Annotated in this window: 19 protein-coding genes and 1 pseudogene; 11 read left to right on the forward strand and 9 right to left on the reverse strand. The window is 70.9% G+C overall.

Translation table 11 applies throughout. The annotated features are described in order from the left end of the window. Nucleotides 1–50 precede the first annotated feature (50 nt). The 3 genes from AB0E90_RS02255 to AB0E90_RS02265 all read left to right on the forward strand — a co-directional run bounded on the left by AB0E90_RS02255 (nucleotide 51) and on the right by AB0E90_RS02265 (nucleotide 3,874). Nucleotides 51–1,397 carry an LLM class flavin-dependent oxidoreductase gene (locus AB0E90_RS02255; protein ID WP_360398074.1) on the forward strand — a complete coding sequence of 449 codons (1,347 nt, stop codon included), beginning with the start codon at nucleotides 51–53 and terminating at the stop codon, nucleotides 1,395–1,397. Next, a complete protein-coding gene (locus tag AB0E90_RS02260) occupies nucleotides 1,397–2,392 on the forward strand; it encodes an LLM class flavin-dependent oxidoreductase (protein WP_360398076.1) in 996 nt (331 codons plus the stop codon). The genes AB0E90_RS02255 and AB0E90_RS02260 overlap by 1 nt, the downstream gene beginning before the upstream one ends. Before the next feature lie 63 nt (nucleotides 2,393–2,455). Next, nucleotides 2,456–3,874 (forward strand): cytosine permease, encoded by a 1,419-nt coding sequence (locus AB0E90_RS02265; protein WP_360398078.1) that lies wholly within the window; start codon nucleotides 2,456–2,458, stop codon nucleotides 3,872–3,874. Here AB0E90_RS02265 and codA read toward each other — a convergent pair. Then, nucleotides 3,849–5,084, reverse strand: a complete 1,236-nt coding sequence (codA, locus tag AB0E90_RS02270) for a cytosine deaminase (protein WP_360398080.1) — start codon at nucleotides 5,082–5,084, stop codon at nucleotides 3,849–3,851. The two genes, AB0E90_RS02265 and codA, sit on opposite strands and share 26 nt — an antisense overlap. A gap of 152 nt (nucleotides 5,085–5,236) precedes the next feature. Between codA and AB0E90_RS02275 the strand changes: the two genes are divergently transcribed. Further along, entirely contained in the window at nucleotides 5,237–8,725 is a 3,489-nt protein-coding gene (locus AB0E90_RS02275) for a BTAD domain-containing putative transcriptional regulator (RefSeq protein WP_360398082.1), read from the forward strand. Here the strand turns inward: AB0E90_RS02275 and AB0E90_RS02280 are convergent. The 3 genes from AB0E90_RS02280 to AB0E90_RS02290 form a co-directional block, all read right to left on the reverse strand. Further along, nucleotides 8,707–9,534 (reverse strand): ABC transporter permease, encoded by an 828-nt coding sequence (locus AB0E90_RS02280; protein ID WP_360398084.1) that lies wholly within the window; start codon nucleotides 9,532–9,534, stop codon nucleotides 8,707–8,709. The two genes, AB0E90_RS02275 and AB0E90_RS02280, sit on opposite strands and share 19 nt — an antisense overlap. A gap of 85 nt (nucleotides 9,535–9,619) precedes the next feature. Further along, complete coding sequence (locus AB0E90_RS02285) at nucleotides 9,620–10,603, reverse strand: ATP-binding cassette domain-containing protein (protein WP_360398086.1); 984 nt, start codon at nucleotides 10,601–10,603, stop codon at nucleotides 9,620–9,622. A 95-nt stretch (nucleotides 10,604–10,698) separates the two neighbouring features. Continuing rightward, the gene (locus AB0E90_RS02290) at nucleotides 10,699–11,196 is read right to left on the reverse strand and encodes an alpha/beta fold hydrolase (RefSeq protein ID WP_360398088.1); all 498 of its coding nucleotides are present in this window, start codon (nucleotides 11,194–11,196) and stop codon (nucleotides 10,699–10,701) included. Between the two features lie 127 nt (nucleotides 11,197–11,323). On the opposite strand from AB0E90_RS02290, the gene AB0E90_RS02295 reads away from it, so the two are divergent. Next, nucleotides 11,324–11,920: a YdcF family protein gene (locus tag AB0E90_RS02295; protein WP_360398090.1), complete on the forward strand. Its 597-nt coding sequence runs from the start codon at nucleotides 11,324–11,326 to the stop codon at nucleotides 11,918–11,920. Nucleotides 11,921–11,929: 9 nt separating this feature from the next. Next, the gene (locus AB0E90_RS02300) at nucleotides 11,930–12,607 is read left to right on the forward strand and encodes a glycosyltransferase family 2 protein (protein WP_360398092.1); all 678 of its coding nucleotides are present in this window, start codon (nucleotides 11,930–11,932) and stop codon (nucleotides 12,605–12,607) included. On the opposite strand, the gene AB0E90_RS02305 is transcribed toward AB0E90_RS02300, so the two are convergent. Continuing rightward, entirely contained in the window at nucleotides 12,592–13,752 is a 1,161-nt protein-coding gene (locus tag AB0E90_RS02305; RefSeq protein ID WP_360398094.1) for a S8 family peptidase, read from the reverse strand. The two genes, AB0E90_RS02300 and AB0E90_RS02305, sit on opposite strands and share 16 nt — an antisense overlap. A gap of 120 nt (nucleotides 13,753–13,872) precedes the next feature. Between AB0E90_RS02305 and AB0E90_RS02310 the strand changes: the two are divergent. The 4 genes and pseudogenes from AB0E90_RS02310 to AB0E90_RS02325 form a co-directional block, all read left to right on the forward strand. After that, nucleotides 13,873–14,037: pseudogene (locus tag AB0E90_RS02310) on the forward strand (amino acid permease); the annotation flags it as partial. A gap of 177 nt (nucleotides 14,038–14,214) precedes the next feature. Further along, complete coding sequence (locus AB0E90_RS02315; RefSeq protein ID WP_360398096.1) at nucleotides 14,215–15,198, forward strand: acetamidase/formamidase family protein; 984 nt, start codon at nucleotides 14,215–14,217, stop codon at nucleotides 15,196–15,198. 203 nt (nucleotides 15,199–15,401) lie between these two features. Then, on the forward strand, nucleotides 15,402–16,250 hold the full coding sequence (locus AB0E90_RS02320; protein WP_360398098.1) for a Rieske 2Fe-2S domain-containing protein: 849 nt from the start codon (nucleotides 15,402–15,404) through the stop codon (nucleotides 16,248–16,250). Nucleotides 16,251–16,297: 47 nt separating this feature from the next. Beyond that, a complete protein-coding gene (locus tag AB0E90_RS02325) occupies nucleotides 16,298–16,723 on the forward strand; it encodes an SRPBCC family protein (protein WP_360398100.1) in 426 nt (141 codons plus the stop codon). Here the strand turns inward: AB0E90_RS02325 and AB0E90_RS02330 are convergent. The 4 genes from AB0E90_RS02330 to AB0E90_RS02345 are packed head-to-tail and all read right to left on the reverse strand — an operon-like array spanning nucleotide 16,720 to nucleotide 20,496. Continuing rightward, nucleotides 16,720–17,250: a DUF6328 family protein gene (locus AB0E90_RS02330; RefSeq protein ID WP_360398102.1), complete on the reverse strand. Its 531-nt coding sequence runs from the start codon at nucleotides 17,248–17,250 to the stop codon at nucleotides 16,720–16,722. The two genes, AB0E90_RS02325 and AB0E90_RS02330, sit on opposite strands and share 4 nt — an antisense overlap. Before the next feature lie 47 nt (nucleotides 17,251–17,297). Further along, nucleotides 17,298–18,512: a GAF domain-containing SpoIIE family protein phosphatase gene (locus tag AB0E90_RS02335; protein WP_360398104.1), complete on the reverse strand. Its 1,215-nt coding sequence runs from the start codon at nucleotides 18,510–18,512 to the stop codon at nucleotides 17,298–17,300. A gap of 13 nt (nucleotides 18,513–18,525) precedes the next feature. Then, nucleotides 18,526–19,512, reverse strand: coding sequence for a DNA topoisomerase IB (locus AB0E90_RS02340; RefSeq protein ID WP_360398106.1), 987 nt, complete (start codon nucleotides 19,510–19,512; stop codon nucleotides 18,526–18,528). A 45-nt stretch (nucleotides 19,513–19,557) separates the two neighbouring features. After that, nucleotides 19,558–20,496: a TIGR03557 family F420-dependent LLM class oxidoreductase gene (locus AB0E90_RS02345; RefSeq protein ID WP_360398108.1), complete on the reverse strand. Its 939-nt coding sequence runs from the start codon at nucleotides 20,494–20,496 to the stop codon at nucleotides 19,558–19,560. Nucleotides 20,497–20,644: 148 nt separating this feature from the next. Here AB0E90_RS02345 and AB0E90_RS02350 point away from each other — a divergent pair, with 148 nt between their 5' ends. Further along, complete coding sequence (locus AB0E90_RS02350; RefSeq protein ID WP_360398110.1) at nucleotides 20,645–21,760, forward strand: sigma-70 family RNA polymerase sigma factor; 1,116 nt, start codon at nucleotides 20,645–20,647, stop codon at nucleotides 21,758–21,760.

Here is a 21,760-nt window from a genome sequence, read left to right on the forward strand (position 1 = left end):
CACGTTCTCTCCTTGGACATCACCCCGACGAGCAGCCGAGACTCGGTGCCATGGCAGCTCGCAAAAATCTCGTGCTCGGCGCCGTCTTCTACGGCGTCGGTGGTCCCGGTCAGCACCACACGTGGCTCAGCCCGGAGATCCCCGGGGATGCGAGCGTCGACATCCGCTGGTACATCGCCCGCGCCCAGCAGGCCGAGGCGGCGAAGTTCGACCACATCTTCATCGTCGACAGCCAATACATCACCCCGGACTCGCCGAATCACTACCTGAACCGGCTCGAGCCGCTCACGCTGCTGTCGGCGGTCGCGGTGCACACCGAGCACATCGGGTTGGTCGGCACGCTCACCACCTCGTACAACGACCCGTTCAACCTGGCCCGGCGACTGGCCTCGCTCGACCTGATCAGCGGCGGGCGGGCCGGCTGGAACGTGGTGGCGACCGGCGACGGCGGCACGGCCGGCAACTACGGGCGGGCCGAGCACTACGACTACGCGTCCCGGTACGGCCGGGCGCTCGAGTCGGTCCGGGTCGTTCAGGGGCTGTGGGACTCGTACGAGGATGACGCCTTCCCGCGGGACAAGGAGCAGGGCCTCTTCTTCGACAAGAGCAGGCAGCACCCGCTCCACCATGTCGGCGAGCACTTCAACGTCGTCGGGCCGCTGAACATCGAGCGCTCGCCGCAGGGCCAGCCGGTGATCTTCCAGGCCGGCGACTCCGACGAGGGCCGGGACCTGGGCGCCTCGATCGCCGACGCGATCTTCACGCACGCGGCGACGATCGAGCAGGCGGTGAAGTTCCGCGACGACCTCCGGGCCCGGGCCGCCGCCAAGGGCCGCGACCCCGACCTCGTGCTCATCGTGCCCGGTTTCAACCCGATCGTCGCGGACACCGACGAGGAGGCGCGCGCGATCGAGCAGCAGCGCCTCGGGGGCAAGAGCTTCGACCGGGCGCTCAAGGAGCTCGGCCGGCCGTTCGGCTGGCACGACTTCACCCAGTACGACCTGGACGCGCCCTTCCCCGACCTCGGCGACGCCGGCGAACGCAGCTTCAGGACGCAGGCCGAGGGCATCAAGAAGCTCGCCCGGGAGCAGAACCTCACGCTGCGCCAGGTCGTGCAGCGCAGCATCGACTCGCAGCGCTCGCCGTTCGTCGGCTCGCCGCTGACCGTGGCCACCGCGATCCAGGAGTGGTTCGAGGCGGGCGCGTTCGACGGACTCAACGTCGGGGTCGCGGTGCCGAGCGAGTTCGCCCGGTTCACCGACGAGGTGCTGCCGATCCTGCGTGAGCGCGGCGTCGCCCGCACCGAGTACGACTCGACCACGCTGCGCGGCAACCTCGGCCTGCCGGTCCCGGAGAACGTGCACACCGCCGCGCGCCGATCGGTTCTGGTGCCGTGATGAGCGAATCGCGATTCCGGCTCGGATTTCTGACGCACGTGCAAGGCCGCGGTGACCTGGGCGAGGCCTACCGCAACGCCCAGGAGTACTTCGTCGTGGCAGACGAATTGGGATTCGACGTCGGGTGGGTCGCTCAGCACCACGAGCCCCTCCAGGGTGGGGGCCTGTCCTCACCCTGGACCTTCCTGGCACACGCGGCCGCCCGAACCCGAAAAATCCGGCTTTCTACGGCGATAACCATCATCCCGCTGGAGCATCCGATCCGGCTGGCCGAAGATGTCTCGGTGGTGGACACGCTCAGCGGCGGCCGCGTCGAGATCGGCGTCGGCAGTGGATCCGGCGCGGCCGAGTACGCGGTGTTCGGCCAGGATTTCGAGCAGAAGCGCGAGCTGACCACGGCCGGCCTGCACACGTTGCGCGCGGCGCTGGCGGGTGCGGAGGTCGGCCCCGGATTCACCATCCAGCCGCCGGCCCGCTGCGACTTCTCCGACCGGATCTGGCAGGGCATCTTCAGTGAGGCGGGCGCCCGCTTCACCGCCCAGGAAGGCTCGAATCTCCTGCTCAACCGGGCCACCTACGGCTACGACGAGGACACCGACGTCGTCCAGCGGGGGTGGGCCGACGCCTTCCTGGCCGAGTGGACGCTGCCCCGCAGACCGCGGATCGGCCTGTCCCGCTTCGTCTTCCCGGCCAAAGACCGCAAGGAGGCGCTCCACCAGATCGAGGACGGCCTGAACAACGCGACCGCCGGCTTCGTCAAGCGCGGCACCTTCCCCGCGGGGCAGAGCACCGAGGAGTATCTGCGGCGGTTTCACGCCTTCATCGGCCACCCCGACGAGATCATCGAGGCGCTGCAGAAGGAGAAGGTGCTGCCGGTCGCCACCGACCTGATCACCCAGTTCAATCCCGGCATTCCGGACTTCGACGCGGCGGTGAAAGCCCTCGAACTGATCGCGACGGAGATCGCGCCGGCCCTCGGCTGGCAGCCGCAATAATCTGGAAACAGATCGGCTGTCTACTCCTGGTCATCGGGGGTCGTCGACCTGAAGGCAGGGGACATGACAGCAGCGGTCGAAACAACAGAGGCTGAAGTCCGGGAAGGCAGTTACGGCGCCCGCGTCACGGCAGTGGAGCCGGGCGGCGCGGGTTTCATTCCCCTCACCGAGCGGCACGGCAAGCCGCTGAATCTGCTCTGGACGTGGATGTCGCCGAACCTCGAGTTCGCGACGATCTTCGTAGGCGTCATCTCGGTGCTGTACTTCCAGCAGACGTTCGGCCAGGCGGTGGCCGCGATCGTGCTGGGCACGGCGCTGGGTTCGGCGACGCACGGCATCCTGTCGGCGCGGGGCCCGTCCATGGGCGTACCGCAGATGGTCCTGTCCCGAATTGGTTTCGGCTATCGGGGCAACATCCTTCCGGCCGGGCTCAACGCGGTCGTGGCGGGCATCGGCTGGTTCGCGGTCAACAGCGTCAGCGGCGCGCTCGCCCTGGCCACGCTGACCGACCTGCCCAACGTGCTCTGCCTGATCATCGTGGTGGTTCTGCAGGTGGCGGTCGCGTTCTTCGGGCACAACCTGGTGCAGGCGTTCGAGCGCTACGCGTTCCCGATCCTCGCGGTGATCTTCCTGATCACCTCGATCATCACGCTGAGCAAGGCCTCGCCCTCGGCGGCGGCCGGCGGCACCGGCGGGCTCGGCGGCTTCCTGCTCACGGTCGGCGCGTCATTCGGGTACGCGGCGGGCTGGAACCCGTACGCCACCGACTACACCCGCTACCTGTCGCCATCCATCAGCAAGGTATCCACCGGACTCTTCGCCGGGCTCGGCGTGTTCGTGTCGTGCACGTTCCTGGAGATCGTCGGCGCGGCGTCGGCAACCATCGCGGCGCCCGGCATCGAGAACCCGACCGAGGCGTTCACCAGCCATCTCCCGTCGGTGATGGCGAACCTGACGCTGCTGGCCATCGCGCTCGGGGCGATCAGCGCCAACGCCATCAACATCTACTCCGGCTCGATGTCGTTCCTGGCCCTCGGCTTCACCGTGCCGCTGGGCCTGCGGCGGGCCATCGTCTCCGGTGTCTTCGGGGTCGCCGGCTTCCTGCTGGCCTGGTCGGGGCTGAGCGACGCCGGGCACAAGTACGAGAACTTCCTGCTGGTCATCGCGTACTGGATCGGGCCGTGGCTGGCTGTTTACCTCACCGACTGGTTCCTGCGGCGCGGCAAGCGGCTCGACGGCTTCCTCTACGACAAGGCGCACAACCCGTGGGGCGGCGCGGTCGCGATGGCGGCCGGCATGGTCGTGTCGATCTGGCTCTTCTCGAACCAGAGCGAATATGTCGGCCCGGTCCCGTCGCACTGGCCGTCGTTCGGCGACTTCACGTTCGAGGTCGGCTTCGTGGTGTCGGCGGTGCTCTACTGGATCTTTTTCCAGTTCCAGCCGGACCGGAACGCGGTCAGCGAAAGTCAACTTCCTGGGTGACGCCGTCCCAGGTGACGGTGGTGTGGGCCGGCTCGGTCGAGGCGACGACCCGGCCGGCCCGCAGCACGAGATGCCGGGGCCGCTGCAGCCGCAGCGCCTCGGCCTCGCTGGTCGCGTCGAACACGACCAGGTCGGCACTTTTTCCAAGATCAAGACCATAATTGGGTACGCCGAGGGCCGTCGCCGGCGCGATCGTGATCATGTCGATCAGGGTGCGCAGCTCGTCCGCGCCGCTCATGTGCCCGAGGTGGGCGAGCACGAACGCGGCTTGCAGCGGGTCGCCGAAGCCCAGTGGGTACCACGGGTCCATCACCGAGTCGTGCCCGATCGCCACGTTGATCCCGGCGGCCAGCAGCTCCTTGACCCGGGTGTGGCCGCGCCGGATCGGCCCGGTGTCGAAGCGGCCCTGCAGCACGGCATTGTCCAGCGGGTTGGTGACCATGTGCAGGCCGGCCCGCGCGATGTTGTTGATCAGGCGGTAGGCGTACGCCGCGTTGTAGGAATGCATGGCCGTGGTGTGGCTGGCGGTGACCCGGCCGCTCATCCCCCGCCGGATCGTTTCGGCCACCATCGTCTCGAGGAACCGGGAGTGCTCGTCGTCGGTCTCGTCGCAGTGGATGTCGACCTGCAGACCTTTCTCCTCGGCCAGCGCCATCGCGAACCGCACCGACTCGACCCCGTCCTCGCGGGTCAGCTCGTAGTGCGGGATCGCGCCGATCACGTCCGCGCCGACCTCGACGGCCTTTTTCATGAGCGCTGCGCCGCCGTCGAAAGACAGAATGCCCTGCTGCGGGAACGCCACCAGTTGCAGGTCGATGATGCCGCGGGCCTCCTCGCGCAGCTCCACGAGCGCCCGCAGGGCGGTCAGATCGGGATCGCAGACGTCGACGTGGCTGCGGACGTGCTGCACACCGCAGGCGAGCTGCCAGCGCAGCACCCGCCGCACCCGCTCCTTGACGTCCTCGGCGGTCAGATCCTTGACCCGCTCGCCCCAGATCGCGATCCCCTCGAACAGCGAACCGGACCGGTTCGACCGCGGCTGCCCCTCGGTGAGCACCGCGTCGAGGTGGATGTGCGGCTCGACCAGCGGCGGCGTGACCAGCCGGCCACCCAGATCGCGCGTCTCCCGCGCCGGCTCCGGCGGCACGATCCGGCCGTCGGAGATGCCGATGTCGCCCCGGGACGTGTTGGTCAGCAGCAGGTCGATCATGCACCCCAGTCTGCGGCTCACAGGTTACGAAACTGAGGCGACGCTGAGGGTTGTTCCGGACGGTTGGGGCCAGGTCGCGAAGCTACGGCAGACTGCCCTCAATGAGAGGGGGGTCATTTCGGGTATGGCCCCCGCGCGAGAGGATCGACGTCGTGGGCGAGAGCGGGGGGCTTCGGGTAACGCTGCTCGGCACCTTCGAGGTGCGCCGGGGCGATGCCGTCGTGCCCGTTCCCGGGGCGCGGCTGCGCGGCCTGCTGGCCCGGCTCGCGCTGGCCGGCGGCCGGCCGGTCGACCCGGGCGTGCTGGTCGACGCGCTGTGGCCGGAGGAGCAGCCGGCCGACCCCACCAATGCGCTTCAGTCCCTGGTGTCCCGGCTCCGCAAGATCATCGGTGGCGACAAGCTCCTCGGGGTGGGCGTCGAGGGCGGCTACCGGCTCGACGTGACCGGCGAGGACGTCGACGTGCTGCGCTTCGAGCGCTGGGCCGCCGACGGCCGGGACCGGCTGCGGGCCGGCGACGCGGGCGGCGCGGCCGACCTGCTCGGCGCGGCCGTCGCGCTGTGGGGCGCCCCGTCGGCGGTCGCGGCGGTGGCGCCGGGCGCGGCGACCCGCCTGCTGCGCGAGTCGGTCGAGACCGCCGCCGACCTGGCCGCCGCCGAGCTGGCCCTGGGCCTGGCCGGCACGGCCGAGACCCGGCTGATCGGCCTGCTGGCCGAGAACCCGGCGCACGAGCGGGTGGCCGCGCTGCTGATCGACGCCCTCGCCGCCCAGGGGCGCGAGGGCGAGGCGCTGGCCGTGTACGAACGGGTCCGCGAGTCGCTCGCCGACGCCCTCGGCGCCGACCCGGGCGCCGCCCTGCGCGAACGCCACCTGCGCCTGCTCCGCCCGCCCGAGATTCCGGAAATATCCGACACCGACGCCGCGCCCGGACTGGGCACGACGTGGCCGGGCGCCGGCGGCCCCGGCGCGGGTGGGCAGGGCGCGGGCGGGCAGGGCGCGGGTGGGCAGGGCGCGGGTAGGCAGGGCGCGGGTAGGCAGGGCGCGGGCGGGCAGGGCGCGGGTAGGCACGCCGGCCCCGGTGTGGGCAGGCAAGGCGCGAGCCGGCCGGGCTCGAACGGGCGGCGGCCCGTGGCATCGGAGCAGGCGCCGAGCAATCTGCCGGCGTCGCTGACCAGCTTCATCGGGCGCGATGACGACCTCGCCCGGATCGACACGCTGCTCGCCGCCGGCCGGCTGGTCACCGTGCTCGGGCCGGGCGGCGCCGGCAAGACCCGCATCGCGCTCGAGGCCGGCCGCCGGCACCGCCACGAATACCAGGACGGCACCTGGCTGATCGACCTCGCGTCGGTCACCGAGCCGGCCAAGGTCGGCGCCGCCTTCCTGGCCGCGATCGGCCTGCGCGGGGGCGCGTTCTTCGAGGGCTCCAGCAAGGCCCCGCCCCAGGGCGACGAGCTGGAGGTGCTCACCGACCAGCTCGGCGGGCGGCAGGTCATGCTCGTGGTCGACAACTGCGAGCACCTGATCGACGCGGTCGCCCACCTGATCGCGGCCCTGCTCCCGCAGTGCGCCGGGCTGCGGGTGCTGACCACCAGCCGGGAACCGCTCGCGGTGGACGGCGAGTCGCTGGTCCCGCTCGGCCCGCTCACCCTGCCCGAGCCGGACGACGGCGTCGAGCGGGCCCGCCGGACCGCGTCGGTGCGGTTGTTCACCGAGCGGGCCGCCTCGGTGCGGCCGGGCTTCGACGTCGACGAGCACAGCCTGCCCGACATCGTCCGGGTGGTCCGCGGCCTGGACGGCATGCCGCTCGCGCTGGAACTGGCCGCCGCCCGGCTGCGCACGCTGTCGCTGGCCGAGCTGGCCGCCGGGTTGTCCGACCGGTTCCGGCTGCTCACCACCGGCAGCCGCACCGCCCTCCCCCGGCACCGCACCCTGCGCGCCGTCATCGCCTGGAGCTGGGACCTGCTCAGCGACGACGAACGCACCCTCGCCGAACGGGTCTCGGTGCTGCCCGGCGGCGTCACCGAGGCGTCGGCCCGGGCGGTGGCCCCGGAGATGCCCCCGGCCGAGGTCCCGGACCTGCTCGCCGCGCTGGTCGACCGGTCGATCCTGCAGCTCGCGCCGGAGCCGGGGCGGTACCGGATGCTGGAGACGCTGCGCGAGTACGGCATCGAGCGGCTGACCGAGCTGGACGCCCTCGACGTCGTGCGCGGGCACGCCGCCCGCCATCTGTCCGCGCTGGTGGCCCGGCACGAATCGCAGCTGCGCGGCCCCGGCCAGCTGGTGGCCCTGCGGGCGATGCACGCCGAGTACGACAACATCCTCGCCGCGCTGCGCCACCTGTGCGATTCCGGCGACGACACCGGCGCGCTCGCCCTGGCGCTGAATCTGGCCTGGTACTGGCAGATGCTCGGCCGGCACGCCGACGCGTCCTACTGGCTGGCCGAGGCGCTGGCCGTGCCGACCGGCGGGCCCACCCTCGACCGGGACTGCGCGCGGGCGATCCTGCTGCTCAGCGAGATCAACGACCGGTCGTCGCTGATCGCCGAGGCGGCCAAGGACGGCAAGTCCGAGCTGCGGGCGCTCGCCGACCGGCTGCTGACCTACCCGGAACTGCCGGGCCTGGCCGGCGCGCTGACCGCGGTGACGCTGTTCTTCCTCGAGGAGACCGACACGTCGCTGGCCCTGATGGGGCGGCTGGCCGACGGGCCGGACGTGTGGCTGGCCGGCCTCGCCCGGATCTTCCGGGCCCAGTTCGCCGAGAACAGCGGCGACCTCGACGGGGTGCGTGCCGACGTGCCGGCGGCGCTGGAGTGTTTCCGTCGGGCCGGGGACCGCTGGGGCCAGGCCACGGCGCTGCCGATGCGCGCGCTGCTGCGGCAGTACGACGGCGATCTCGAGGGCGCGCAGGCCGATCTGAGCGAGGCCCGGGCGCTGGCCCGCGAGTTCGGGTCGCTGAGCCTGAGCGACGAGGTCTTCATCGATCTGCGCTGGATCGACTTGAACATGCGGCGCGGCGACACCGAGTCGACCATCGCGATGATCCACGAGATCCGGGACCGGGTGCAGCGGCTGGCCTCGGCGGAGATCGTCATCCTGGTCGACGCGCTGGCGGCCAGCTTCTGGCTGCGCATCGGTGACCTGGACCGGGCCCGCGAGCTGGTGGACCGCGCCGAGGCCGGGATGGCCTCGGAGCTCACCGTCACCGCCGACCACGGTCAGGCGCTGGTCAACGCGGTCCGCGCGTCGCTGTGCATCGCGAACGAGGACGGGCCGGGCGCCGAGGCCGCCCTGGCCCGGGCCTACGCGGCCGGGCTGCTGACCAAGGACATGCCGATACTGGCTGTCGTCGCGGTTACCGCGGCCGGCCTGGCCACGTACTACGAGCGCTATCCCGAGGCGGCGGTCATCCTCGGTGCGTCGGCCCGGCTGCGCGGCACCCACGACCGCACCGATCCGGAGACTCACCGGCTGGTCCGCCAGATCACCGGGGAGATCGGCGAGAGCCGGTTCGCCGAGGCGTACGAAATCGGCTGGAAGCTCGACGGGACGACGGCCCGCAAGCAGGTCGACCCGGCCCGGCTGCGCCGAAGGGCGCTGCCGGCCGGGGACCAGAACTCCATCTCTCAAGCGCGCCGCGAGTAGGCGCGCAGCGCCAGCGGCACGAAGACCACCAGCAGACCGGCCATCCAGGCCAGGGTCTGCCACAGCGGGCTCGCCACCGGGCCGCCGACCAGCAGCCCGCGGATCGTGCCGACCAGCGGCGTGATCGGGTTGACGTGCACGAACGCCTGCAGCCAGCCCGGCATCGTGTTGGCCTGCACGAACACGTTGCTGCCGAATGACAGCGGGAAGATCAGCAGGAACATCACGCCCTGCACGGCGCCGGAGGAGCGCACGATCATGCCGACCCAGACCGAGATCCAGCAGAAGCTGAGGCCGAACCCGATGGCCAGGGCGACCGCGGCGACCGCCGGGAGGAAGCCGGTCTCCACCCGGAAGCCCATGATCGTGCCGAAGCCCAGCATGACCACGCAGACGGTCAGGTAGCGGACGACGTCCGCGGCGACCGCGCCGGCCAGCGGGGCTATCCGGGCCACCGGCAGCGAGCGGAAGCGGTCGAAGACGCCCTTCTCGATGTCGGCGTTGAGGTTCTGGCCGAGCGCGATGCCGCCCATCGCGAGCGACTGGGCGAGCAGGCCGGGCAGCAGATATTGCAGGTAGCCATGCCGGTCGCCGCCGGCGATGGCGCCGCCGAAGATGTAGGTGAACATCAGCAGGAAGATCACCGGCTGCAGGGTCACGTCGATCAGGGCTTCCGGCGTCCGAATCGTCTTGATCAAACTTCGCCGCGCGAGTGCCACGCTGTGCCGCATGAGCGCGGCGAGCGCGCCGCCGCGAGGCCGGTCGATGTCGAGGTCGGTGGTGGTGGGGTTGATCGTCAACGTGGTCATGCTGCGTCCTCCTCAGGTGTGCCCTTCTGGCCCTCGCCTGCGGCCTGGGCGGGAATCTTGCGTAAGTGCCGCTCGGTGCAGGCGGTCACACCAGCTCCGCTTCCTTCGGCGCAGGTGCGTCTTCGCTGGTCAGGGCGTGGAAAACCTCGTCGAGGCTGGGCAGGTGCAGGCCCAGTTCGGTGACCTCGACGCCGGCCCGGCGCAGGGCCGGCAGCGCCTCGTCGAGAGCCGTGTCGGCGGCGACCGGCACGCTGACCGCGCCGCCCCGGGCGCCGGCGGTGTTGTCGGTGCTGGCCGACGTGCCGGGCGCGGCCACCATGTCGAGCACGCGCAAGGCGTCCGGGACCCGGGCCGGGTCGGCCGGCCGCACCCGCAGGGTCAGGCCACCGACGCGGCGCTTGAGCCCGTCCGGGGTGTCGAACGCGATCACGCGACCCTTGTTGATCACCACGATCTCGTCGGCGAGCGCGTCCGCCTCCTCGAGGTACTGCGTGGTCAGCAGCACGCTCGAACCCTCGGCGACCTGGGTGCGCACGACGCCCCACATGTCCTCGCGCTTGGCCGGGTCGAGACCGGTGGTCGGCTCGTCCAGGAAGATCACCTCGGGCCGGCCGACCAGGCTCGCGGCCAGGTCGAGCCGGCGGCGCATGCCACCGGAGTAGGTCTTGGCGGGCCGGCCGGCGGCCTCGCTCAGGTCGAACCATTCGAGCAGCTCGGCCGCCCGCTTCTTGGCGTCGGCCGAGTGCATGTCGAGCAACTGGCCGATCAGCACCAGGTTCTGGGTGCCGGTCAGGTCCTCGTCGACGCTGGCGTACTGGCCGGTCAGGCCGATCCGCCGGCGCACCCGCTGCGGGTGCTTGAGCACGTCGATGCCGGCCACCTCGGCGTAACCCTCGTCGGGCTTGAGGAGCGTGGCCAGCACGCGCACCGCGGTGGTCTTGCCGGCGCCGTTCGGGCCGAGCACACCGAGCACGGTGCCGCGGCGCATGGCCAGATCGACGCCGTCCAGCGCCTGGGTCTTACCGAACCGCTTGCGGAGCCCTTCGGCCCGCACCACAAGTTCGCTCATGTTTCCCCCTCGGATCGGAGCTTCGAGGGAAACACTGCGCCGGGCCGCTGACATGGCCCGCACATACCGCTGATACGCGGCTGACGAAAATCAGCTCACGGCAACAGCGTCCGGATACCACCGGCGAAACCGGACGGATCGGCGAGGTGCGGGAACACCGGCCGAGTGGTTTCCACCGGCCAATCGACGTACGCCGTGAGCAGCGCCGAATCGTGCCGGGGCTCGGTGAAGGGCCGGAAGTACTCGGGCACCTCGCCGGGGCCGGCCGAGTCCTCGATCGTGATCACGTCGTGGGTGGCGTACCGGTCGGCGAAGGCGGCCGCCAGCGGCGCGGCGGTGGCGTGCCCGACGACGATCGGCGCCCGGTGCAGGTCGAGACGGTTCACCAGCATGGCGAGATCACCGGCGAGCGCGTCGACGCCGATCTCGTCGCGGGCCGGGCTGTCACCGTGGCCGGGCAGGTCGGGGGCGACCACCGTGCAGCCGCTGGTGAGCTCGGCGGCCAGCGGCCACCACATGGTGCGATCGAAGAGCAGGCCGTGCAGCAACAGCACGGGCCGGCCGAACTGCCCCCACCGGTCGTAGACGAGCATGTTCCTCGGGCTGCCGGTGACATGCGTGCTGCGCCTCGGTGGTTGTGGATGCATGCTGCCCTCAACTCCCCACGCACCGATCGGTGACCGTCGCATACCCGTCGGTGCGCGCGGTCACACTCGATAGGTGACTGCCGAAGTTCTCCTCGTTTTCGGTCGCGGAGTGCGCTGGACGGGCGACGCCTGGGAGCTCACCGCGGCCGGCGCCGCCCGGGTGCGGGCCGCGATGCGATACGTCGCCGCGAACGCCCCGCACCGCCCGCGCGTGATCTTCACCGGCGGCTGGCCGGAGGCGAGCACGGGCGCCGCGCCGCCACCGCCGGGCGCCCGCGAGGGCGATCTGATGTTGCGCGCCGCCATCGACGCCGGCCTCGGCGCGCACGCCGACCTGCATGCCGAAACTCGCTCCCGGAGCACCCTGGAGAACCTCCTGCGCACCGTCGAGGATCAACTGCTGGAGGGGTACGCGTTCGGCGCCGCCCACCCGCTCGGCCTGGTCACCCACGACTGGCATCTGCCGCGGGCGCGCTTCCTGGCCGGCAAGGTCCTCGGGTTGCGCGGGGCGGCGCTGCTGGACGTGCCGGCCACCGGCGGCGAACACCACAACGACCGGGCCGCGCTGCTCGCCGCGCGGCTCGGTCTGATCGGCGCTCGCCGCGGTCGGGTCCTCCTAAGGAGGGAACGGATGATGGTCGCTCTATTGAGGAGGACCACCGCTGGGTAAGAGCCGGTCATGCTTGTCCTGCTGCCGGTCTACCGGCCCGGTCCGGAGTTCCTCCGCCTGCTGCGCGATCTGCGCGGCGACGGCACGACCGTGGTCGTCGTGGACGACGGCAGCGGGCCGTCCTTCGACCCGGTCCTGGCCTCCGCCGAATCGCTGGGCGCCAAGGTGCTGCACTGCTTCGTCAACCGGGGCAAGGGCGCCGCGCTCAAGACCGGGTTCCGGCACTGCGCCGAGCAGCACCCGGACGAGGACGTGGTGACGGCCGACGGCGACGGCCAGCACACGGCCGCCGACGTGCGGGCGGTGGCGGCCCTTTCCGGCCGGGGGCATCTCGTGCTCGGCGTGCGGCGGTTCGACCGGATGCCGCTGCGCAGCCGGGTCGGCAACGTGCTCATCCAGCGGCTGTTCCGGGCGGTCACCGGACAGTCGGTTTCGGACACCCAGACCGGGCTCCGGGCGTACCCCGCAAGCCTCTTGAAAGATCTTGGCGACGTGCCCGGCGAGCGCTTCGAGTACGAGATGAACGTGCTGCTCGCCGTGGCCGGCGCGGGGTGCCGCATCGACGAGGTGCCGATTCCCGCGACCTATCTGGACGGCAACGCCGCGTCCCACTTCGGCGGCGTGACCGACTCGGTCCGGGTCCTGGGTTCGCTGATGCGGCACGCCGCCGGTCAGTTCACGACGTAGAGCAGGCGGTTCGGGGTGCCGGTGCCGACGTTGGTCACCACGTTCGGGGTGGCGTTCGTGGTGAGGTAGGACGAGACCTGGGCCGGGGTGTAGGACGGGTTGGCCTGCAGCACGAGCGCGGCCGCGCCGACCACGTGCGGGGTGGCCATCGAGGTGCCGCTGATCGTGTTGGTGGCGGTCGTGCTCGAATACCACGACGACGTGATGTTGACGCCCGGCGCGAGGATGTCGACGCAGGTGCCGTAATTGGAGAAGCTCGCCGCCGCGTCGTTGTTCTGGGTCGCGCCGACCGTGATCGCGGTCGGCACCTTCGCCGGCGAGTAGTTGCAGGCGTTCTGCCGGCGACCGAGGACGTTGCCGTTGCCGGCCGCGACGCCGTAGGTGACACCGGAGGCGATCGACGAGGCCACCGCGTTGTCGATGGTGGTGCTCGAACCGCCGCCGAGGCTCATGTTCGCCACCGCCGGCTTGATCGCGTTGCTGGTCACCCAGTTGATGCCGGAGACGACACCGGCCGTGGTGCCGCTGCCCGAGCAGTTCAGCACCCGCACGCCGACCAGGGCCACGCCTTTGGCCACCCCGTAGGTGGAACCGCCGACCGTGCCGGCCACGTGCGTGCCGTGCCCGTTGCAGTCGGTCGCGTTCGAGTCGTTGTCGACGAAGTCGTAGCCGCTGGTGGCCCGCCCGCCGAACTGCGTGTGGGTGGTCAGGATGCCGGTGTCGATGATGTACGCGTGCACGCTCGACCCGGTGCTCGGGTAGGTGTAGGTGGTGCTGAGCGGCAGGGCCCGCTGGTCGATGCGGTCCAGGCCCCAGGTGGCGTTGCTCTGCGTGTCGGCGATCGTGAACGTCTGGTCCTGCTCGACGTAGGCGACCGCCGGGTTGGCGGCAAGGCGCTTGGCGGCGGACACGCTCATCCTGGCGGCGAATCCGTTGAGCGCGGCGGTGTAGCGCTCAGTGACGGTGACGCCGGCCGGCACGGCGGCGCCGCTCTTGAGCACGACCAGGTAACTGCCGCGGATAGCGGTGGCGGAGCCGGCGTACCGGATCTCGCCGGTCGGGGCGGCAACGGCGGCAGTCGCGCCGGAGGCAGCGACCAGAGCCGCCGCGATCAGACCGGTGGTCACGAACCGACGTAGGGTCATCTTCGCTCCCCTCCCGTTGTTCGGGGGATTGACGGTGTGCGATCGGTTAACGACCGATCGTAGCGGCTGTTTTGACATCGATCTATCTATTGCGGCCCGATTTTCGATTAACGTCCATCCATGGCTCAGCCACCCGGGGAACTCGAGCAGTTCGGCTACCGCCAGGAACTCAGCCGCTCGCTGAGCTTCGGCGACCTGCTGATCTACGGCCTGATCCTCATGGTGCCGATCGCCCCGTTCGGCATCTTCGGCAGCGTCTTCACCGGCTCCGGCGGGATGGTCGCCGATCGCGGTGCTGTCGTTCCTCGGCTTCGACGGCATCTCGATGCTCGCCGAGGAGAGCCGCGAGGAGGCCCGGCAGATCGGCCGGGCCATGGTTGGCTGGGCATCGGCCTGCTCGTGCTGGCGGTGTTCTACGCGACCGGCCGCCGACCGGCCCTGTCCGGCCTCTGAGGAGAAGTTGTGGTCATCTACCGCCCGTCACCCGACGAACTGTCCTACACCTTCGGCGGCCGGCCGCCGGCGATCGGCGTGAAGCCCGGCGAAACCGTCGAGCTGTACACCGAGGACTGCTTCGGCGGCCGGGTGCGCACCGTCGACGACCTGCCCTCGCAGGTCTGCGAGTTCCCCTACCTCAACCCGGTCACCGGGCCCATCCACGTCGAGGGCGCCGAGCCCGGTGACACCCTGGCCGTGCACTTCGTGTCGATCGCACCAGCCCGTGAGTGGGCGGTGTCCTCGACGTTCCCGCACTTCGGCGCGCTGACCGGCACCCACACGACGGCCACCCTGCATCCGCCGCTCGACGAGCTGGTCTGGCTCTACGACGTGGACCCGGCCGCCGGCATCGTGCGCTACCACGCCCGGCGAGGCGACTTCCGCATGGAGCTCCCGCTGGACCCCATGCACGGTACGGCGGGGGTGGCGCCCGCCGCGTTCGAGTCCCGGATGACGATCGTCCCCGACGTGCACGGCGGCAACATGGACACGCCGGAACTGCGCGCGGGCGTGACGGCCTACTTCGGCGTGAACGTGCCCGGCGCGCTGTTCGCCCTCGGCGACGGCCATTGCCGCCAAGGCGACGGCGAGGTTTGCGGCACCGGCGTCGAATCGGCCATGAACACCGTGCTGATCTTCGACGTCATCAAGGGCGTGGCCACCCCGACCCCGCGGTTCGAGTCCGACACGGCCCTGATGTCGGCCGGCTCGGCCCGCCCGCTCGAGGACGCCTACCGCATGAGCCAGCACGACCTGGTGACCTGGGCCGCGTCGCTGACCGGCCTGGACCTCCTCGACGCCTACCAGTTGATCAGCCAGGCCGGCGAGGCCCCGGTCGGCAACGTCTGCGACCCGAACTACACGATGCTCGCCAAGGTCGCCAAGCGCTACCTGGGCACCCCCACCGCCTACGGCGACACCCACGCCCGCCTGCGCAGCTCCCGCTAAAGCCCGCAAGAGCTCCTGGGGTATACGTAGGCGGCTCCGCGCCTATGGCGATCTGCTCTCGAGCCATCCGGTAGGAATCGGAATCCTCGAGGCGGGTCAGCATCAGCGGACTGCCGAGAAGGGGGAAGTTGCAAGACATCCGGCAGGTTGCGGTTGGACCAGCATCGAAGTTTCGACGCTACCCCGCGGGGAATGCCGCGGTAATGCGGATACTCACCCGGCTGGAAACGGCTCGCGCGCTCGACCCGGTCAGCGACAAGCTGCAGGATGCGGTGTTCGCCGCGCCGGTGCCCGACGGCGTGCGGGATCTGCTGCACGGCACCTGGCTGGGCCATCCGCTGCATCCGGTACTGGTTCAGGCGCCGGTGGGCGCGTTCATCAGCGCCGCCGTCCTGGACGTCCTGCCCGGCACCCGCCGGGCGGCGACCGCGCTGGTCGCGGTCGGCACCGCCGGGGCGGTTCCGGCGATGGCGGCCGGGCTGGCCGACTGGTCGCAGATGACCCGCGACCGCCGCCGGGTGGGTCTGGTGCACGCGGCCGCGAACCTCGTCGCGGTCGGCCTCTACGCCGGATCGCTGGTCGCTCGCCTGCGCGGCCGGCACACCCGCGGCCGCGCCCTCGGCTTCGCCGGCCTGTCGGTGGCCGGGCTGGGCGCCTATCTCGGCGGCCATCTGGCGTACGCGCAGAGCGGCGGCGCCAACCAGGCCGCGCCGGAGATCGCCCGGATCCCGGAGGAATGGACCGTCGCCGGCTCCCTGGCGTCGCTGCCGGACCGTAAGCCGGCCGTGCGCACCGTGGGCGACGTGGCCGTCCTGTTCTACCGCGACGGCGACACCGTCAGCGCGATGATCGAGCGCTGCGGCCATGAGACCGCCCCGCTCGGTGAGGGCGACGTGATCGGCGAGGGGCCCGACGCCTGCGTCGTCTGCCCGTGGCACGGCAGCACGTTCCGCCTGCGCGACGGCGCGGTGCGGCACGGCCCGGCCGCCAGCGACCAGCCGATCCTTCCGGTCCGGGTGCAAAACGGCAACGTCGAGGTCCGCCAGCCCTGAGCCGGCATATCCGCCTGCCGCCGGGGTACTCACGCTGCGTGGCTAAGGTGACTCGAACCATTCAGGCGTCCGCGGAGCAGGTCTTCGCGGTGCTCGCCGACGGCTGGGCCTACAGCGACTGGGTGGTCGGCACGGCGCACATCCGGGACGTCGACAGCGGCTGGCCGGCGGTGGGCGCCCGGCTGCACCACAAGGCCGGGCCGTGGCCGCTGTCGCTGCAGGACTCGTCGACGGTGCTCGCGATGACGCCGGACCGGCGGCTCAAGCTCAAGGCCGGGCTGTGGCCGCTCGGCGAGGCGACGGTCGACATCGTGCTGGAGCCGGCCGGGCCGGACGCGACCCGGGTGACCATGCATGAGGAGTTCGACAAGGGTTTCCTGATCTGGATGCGCAACAAGGTGAACGACGTGCTCCTGCACGGCCGCAACACCGAAGCGCTGAGCCGTCTCGCCGACCTCGCCGAACGGCGTTAACCGCGCCCCGGCTCGCCGTCGCTGACCTCTTCGTCCTCCTCCACGTCGTCCTCGTCGATCCAGTTGTGCCGGTACCACGGGATGGCGACCCAGAAGGACAGGAAGAACAGCGCGGTCAGCCCGCCGAGCAGCAGCGCCATCGGGCGGGTCAACAGGTAGTCGATGATCAGGAAGACGCTGGACACCATCGAGATCAACAGGAACGCCAGGCCGCCGGTGAGCATCCGGTGGGCGTAGCGGACCAGTTCCGGCTTGCGGCCCTGGCGGAACAGGGCGCGGTGAAAGGCCACCGGCGAGATGATCATCGTGGTGGATGCGGCCGCGGCCAGCAGCGCGACGATGTAGATGTCTTTCTGGAACGCGGTGGTCTTCGGGAAACCGTTGCTGAACGGCAGGGTCAGCAGGAACGCGAAGAGGATCTGGATGCCGGTCTGCGCGACCCGCAGCTCCTGGAGCAGATCGGCGAAGTTGCGGTCCCAGCGCTGCTTCTCGTTCTCGTGCTTGATGTGCCTCTTCTCAGCCGCCATGGCGCTCTACGCTTCCCACTCGGACCGTCAGCGAAACGATTAGACGTTCATCGAAACGACTGGTGGCGCACGATCAACAGCGCGACGTCGTCGGTCGGCTCGTCCAGCCCGTCGGCCGACATGATCATCGCGCAGAGGTCCTCCGGCGGGGCCGGCCGGATCACCGACGCCAGCCGGGCGATGCCGTCGTCGATGAGCTCACCGCGGCGCTCGACCAGCCCGTCGGTGTAGAGGACCAGCACGCCGCCGTCGGGCAGCTCGAACGCCGTGTTGCGGCGTGGCCGCTGACTGATGCCGATGCCCAGCGGCGGGTCGGCGGGCACGGTGGTCACCACCGCGGGGCAACCGGGGATGGCGAAGATCGGCGGCGGGTGGCCGGCGGTGGACAGCCGGACCTCGGTGCGGTCCGGCGAGATCATCGCGTACAGCGCGGTGGTCAGGCTGCCGGCCTCGAAATGCCGGACCTTACGGTCCAGGAGGGTCAGGGCCTCGGCCGGATCGTCACTGACCAGCGCGTACGCGCGCAGAGCGCTCCGGACGCGGCCCATCACCACCGCGGAGGCGAGGCCGTGGCCGGAGACGTCGCCGATCACCACGCCCAGCCAGCCGGACGGGAGCGTGAACACGTCGTACCAGTCGCCGCCGATGCCGAACGCGTGGCCGGGCACGTAACGGGCGGCCATCTCGACGCCCGGCACCTCGGGCAGACTGCTCGGCAGCAGGCTGCGCTGCAGGGCCAGGGCGGTGGCCTGCTCGAGTTTCTGGTTGCGGATCTGCCCGGCGGTGCCGGCCCGGTCGGCGGCGAGCTCCAGAAGGCGTACGTCATCGGGGGTGAAGATCCGTGGTTGAAGAGAGCCGACATGCAGCACGCCGATCACCTCGCCGGCGGCCAGGATCGGCACGCCGAGCAGGGAACGCAGGCCTATCTCGAGCAGCAGCGGGTTGACCACGTCAGCGGCGGTGAAATCGGTGAGCGTCAGCGGCCCCCGGGTCTCGGCCACCCGGCCGGCGAAACCGCGGCCGAACGCGATGCGGACGCCGCGCCGCACCTCTTCCTCGAGGCCCTTGGCCGCGGTCGCGACCAGCTGCCGGGAATGGGGGTCGAGCAGCAGGATCGCGGCGGTGTCGGCGTCGAGCAGGTCACGCACCCGGTCGAGGAGCTCGTCGAGCAGATCGGAGGCGTCGAGGCGGGACAGGGTGGCGTCGGTGACCGCCTCGAGACGGCGCAACCGCTCGTCGTTCTGGATGCTGTCGACGCCCATGCGCACAACCTACTCAGCCAACCCCGGTCTCCGGCTTCAAGATTTCACGTACTTCGGTTTCGGTTCCGCCACGGATCGTCTCGCCGTGCTCATACCGGTCGATGACCCGGGGATCCACATACGAGGCACGGGCCACCGCCGGGGTGTTCCCGAGTAGGTCCGCGACCTGCTTCATCGCCTGGGAAACGGCCTTCTTGCGCTTCGCCTCGGTCGGTTGCGGGCCGGCCTCGGCGAGCGCGGCGGCGGCCTCGACCGTGCCGTGCCAGGTGCGGAAGTCCTTGGCCGTCAGCTGTTCGCCGCTGATCTCCTTCAGGTAGTCGTTTACCGCGTCCGCGTGAATCTCGGTCCACTGCCGGGCATGCCGGTCCCAGTAGGCGAACAGGCGGTCCGCGCCCCGCCGGCGCCGCCGCAGATCGGTCAGGACCGTGCTGACCTCGCCGTCCTCGACGATGCCGGTGTGCTGCACGCCGGACTTGCCGGGGAAGCAGAACTCGATCTGGCCGCGGCGGGTGCAGAGATGCTCCGGACGCAGCGTGGACAGGCCGTACGAGGGGTCCTCGTCGCGGGCCGCGTACTCGTTGCCGCCGATCCGGAACATGCCGAGGTCGAGCAGCTGGACGATGGCCGCGAGCACCCGTTGCCGGGTGAGCCCGCGGCCGCTCAGGTCCGCCTGGATCCGCTCACGGATCTTCGGCAGGCGCGCGGCCACCGCCCGGACGTGCTCGAACTTCTTCGCGTCCCGGGCGGTGCGCCACTGCGGGTGGTACAGGTATTGCTTGCGCCCGGCCACGTCGACGCCGGTGGCCTGGATGTGGCCGAGCGGGTCGGGCGAGATCCACACGTGCTGCCAGGCCGGCGGGATGACCAGCGCCTTGATCCGGTCGAGGGTCTCGGCGTCGGTGATCTTCTCGCCGTCCACGCCGAGGTAACGGAATCCTCGTCCGCTGCGGCGCCGGGTCAGCCCCGGGGCGGTCAGTTTGCTGCGATGTAACCGTGCCACGGGCGGCGGGATGCCCCGGCATCGAAGCAGGCAAACACATGATGGTCAGAGGAATTCCTTGCCGTACAGGTCGATGAGCTCGCGGTAGTTCGGGCCCATGTTCGCCACGTACACCTCGTCGAAGCCCGCGTCCTCGTACGCCTTGAGCTGCTCGGCGTGCTTGGCCGGGTCGGGTCCGCAGGCCACCGAATCGCGCGTCATCTCCTTGGTGACCAGCTGCGACGCCTGCTCGAAGTGCTTCGGTGACGGCAGCACCTGGGACAGCTCGCCGGGCACGCCGGAGTTGGCCCACAGCCGGTGCGCGATGTCGACGCCCTCGTCCTCGGTCGGCGCCCAGCAGCCCTTGAAGCCGCCCTGGGCCGGCTTGTCGCCGCCGCCCATCTCCCGCCACTGCTCCAGCAGGTCGGCGTCGGGTGAGGTGGAGATGTAGCCGTCGCCGATGCGGGCCGCGACCTCGAGCGCCTTGGGGCCGAACGCCGAGACGTACACCTTCGGTGGGGTTGCCGGGCGGCTGTAGACCTGCGCCTGATCGACCGTGTAGTGCGTGCCGTGGTGGGTGACGAAGCCGCCCTGCCACAGCTCCCGCATGACCCCGACGGCCTCCTCGAGCATCTCCAGGCGCTCGTCGGCGAACGGCCACCGGTCGCCGAGGATGTGCTCGTTGAGCGCCTCGCCGGTGCCGACGCCGAGCACGAACCGGCCGTCGTGCAGCATCGCGCTGGTCGCCGCCGCCTGGGCCACGACGGCCGGGTGGATCCGCATGATCGGGCAGGTCACGGCGGTGGTGACCGGGATCGTCACGACCTGGCTGAGCGCACCGATGATCGACCAGACGAACGGGCTCTGGCCCTGCTCGTCGTTCCACGGGTGGTAGTGGTCGGAGATCCATAACCCCTGGAAGCCGGCCTCCTGGGCGAGCTTGGCCTGCTCGAGCAGCTCGGCCGGGGTGTACTCCTCGCAGGAAAGAAAATATCCGATTCGCATGCCGGTCGAATACCCCCGGATCGGCGAACTATGGCAGGTCCCGATGAGGTGTGCGATCCCCTGATGGCGTTGTTGTTTATGGTCCGGCATACGGGGCAACGAAGCGGGGCTGAGGCTGAGCAGAGGCGGGCGACGGAGAGGTCAGCGTATGCCAGGTAGGGATCAAGTCGGACCACTCGAGGATCTTGACCTTGCCGCGTTCGAGTACGCGGTGGCGAGCGCGGGCGCCGACGACGTGACGCAGGAACGGCTCCGGACCGATTTCGTCGGGCTGGCGCTGCCGTTCGCCCGGCGGCTGTCGCGGCGTTACCGGGGCCGGGGCGAGTCGGCCGACGACCTCGAACAGGTGGCCCGGCTGGGGCTGGTCAAGTCGGTCGATCGGTTCGACCCGGAACGGGGCTCGTTCACGGCGTACGCCATCGTCACCATCACCGGCGAGATCAAAAGGCACTTCCGCAACCACAGCTGGGGTGTGCATGTCCCCCGCCGGATGCAGAACCTCAGCCTCGAGGTGGGCGCGGCCCGGGTGGCCCTGACCGGCGAGCTGTCCCGCCGGCCCACCGCCGGGGAGATCGCCCAGCGGGTCGGCATCGAGGAGGCCGAGGTGCTCGAGGCGCAGCTGTCCGGCGCCGCCTACACGCCCGGTTCGCTGAACATCGCGGCCGACGGGTACGACGGGGTCGAGATCGGCGACCTGATCGGCGCCCCCGACCCCGGTCTCGGCCTGGTCGACGACCGGGTGAGCGTGGAACGGCTGATCCTGCGGCTGCCCGAACGCGAGCGCCGGCTGCTCGGCCTGCGGTTCTACGGCAACCTCAGCCAGGTCGAGATCGCCAGGGAGCTGGGCCTCTCGCAGATGCACGTCTCCCGGCTGATGTCCCGGGCGCTCGCCTGGCTGCGGCAGGCGATGCTGACCGACGCGCCGCCCGCGTGGACCGCGCTCGACGAGACCGACCACCGGCTCGTGCTGGCCACGACCGGCCAGGGCGAGGTGATCCGCTGCCGGGTGACCGGGGAGATCGACCGGGACAACGCCGGCTACCTGCGCGACGAGCTGATGGCCGCGCTGCCCGGCGGTGGGCGGACGGCCCGGCTGGAGCTGGATCTGTCGGCGGTGCCGCTGCTGGACGCGGCGGGCATCGGGGTTCTGGTCACGCTGCGCGAGGCGGCCCGGGTGCGGGACATCGAGGTCCGGGTGACCGGACTGCAGCCGTACGCCGCCCGGATCGCCGCCGCCTCGGGCCTGACCGACCTGCTCGGCTGA

The sequence above is a fragment of the Actinoplanes sp. NPDC026619 genome (assembly GCF_040638295.1).
In the GTDB taxonomy this organism is placed as follows: Bacteria; Actinomycetota; Actinomycetes; order Mycobacteriales; family Micromonosporaceae; genus Actinoplanes.

What these genes read in the sequence shown, in the direction of transcription:
- AB0E90_RS02255 (WP_360398074.1), top strand. Translation starts at nt 51, where the DNA reads ATGGCAGCTCGCAAAAATCTCGTGCTCGGCGCCGTCTTCTACGGCGTC.
- AB0E90_RS02260 (WP_360398076.1), top strand. Translation starts at nt 1,397, where the DNA reads ATGAGCGAATCGCGATTCCGGCTCGGATTTCTGACGCACGTGCAAGGC.
- AB0E90_RS02265 (WP_360398078.1), top strand. Translation starts at nt 2,456, where the DNA reads ATGACAGCAGCGGTCGAAACAACAGAGGCTGAAGTCCGGGAAGGCAGT.
- codA (WP_360398080.1), bottom strand. Translation starts at nt 5,084, where the DNA reads ATGATCGACCTGCTGCTGACCAACACGTCCCGGGGCGACATCGGCATC.
- AB0E90_RS02280 (WP_360398084.1), bottom strand. Translation starts at nt 9,534, where the DNA reads ATGACCACGTTGACGATCAACCCCACCACCACCGACCTCGACATCGAC.
- AB0E90_RS02285 (WP_360398086.1), bottom strand. Translation starts at nt 10,603, where the DNA reads ATGAGCGAACTTGTGGTGCGGGCCGAAGGGCTCCGCAAGCGGTTCGGT.
- AB0E90_RS02290 (WP_360398088.1), bottom strand. Translation starts at nt 11,196, where the DNA reads ATGCTCGTCTACGACCGGTGGGGGCAGTTCGGCCGGCCCGTGCTGTTG.
- AB0E90_RS02300 (WP_360398092.1), top strand. Translation starts at nt 11,930, where the DNA reads ATGCTTGTCCTGCTGCCGGTCTACCGGCCCGGTCCGGAGTTCCTCCGC.
- AB0E90_RS02305 (WP_360398094.1), bottom strand. Translation starts at nt 13,752, where the DNA reads ATGACCCTACGTCGGTTCGTGACCACCGGTCTGATCGCGGCGGCTCTG.
- AB0E90_RS02320 (WP_360398098.1), top strand. Translation starts at nt 15,402, where the DNA reads ATGCGGATACTCACCCGGCTGGAAACGGCTCGCGCGCTCGACCCGGTC.
- AB0E90_RS02330 (WP_360398102.1), bottom strand. Translation starts at nt 17,250, where the DNA reads ATGGCGGCTGAGAAGAGGCACATCAAGCACGAGAACGAGAAGCAGCGC.
- AB0E90_RS02335 (WP_360398104.1), bottom strand. Translation starts at nt 18,512, where the DNA reads ATGGGCGTCGACAGCATCCAGAACGACGAGCGGTTGCGCCGTCTCGAG.
- AB0E90_RS02345 (WP_360398108.1), bottom strand. Translation starts at nt 20,496, where the DNA reads ATGCGAATCGGATATTTTCTTTCCTGCGAGGAGTACACCCCGGCCGAG.
- AB0E90_RS02350 (WP_360398110.1), top strand. Translation starts at nt 20,645, where the DNA reads ATGCCAGGTAGGGATCAAGTCGGACCACTCGAGGATCTTGACCTTGCC.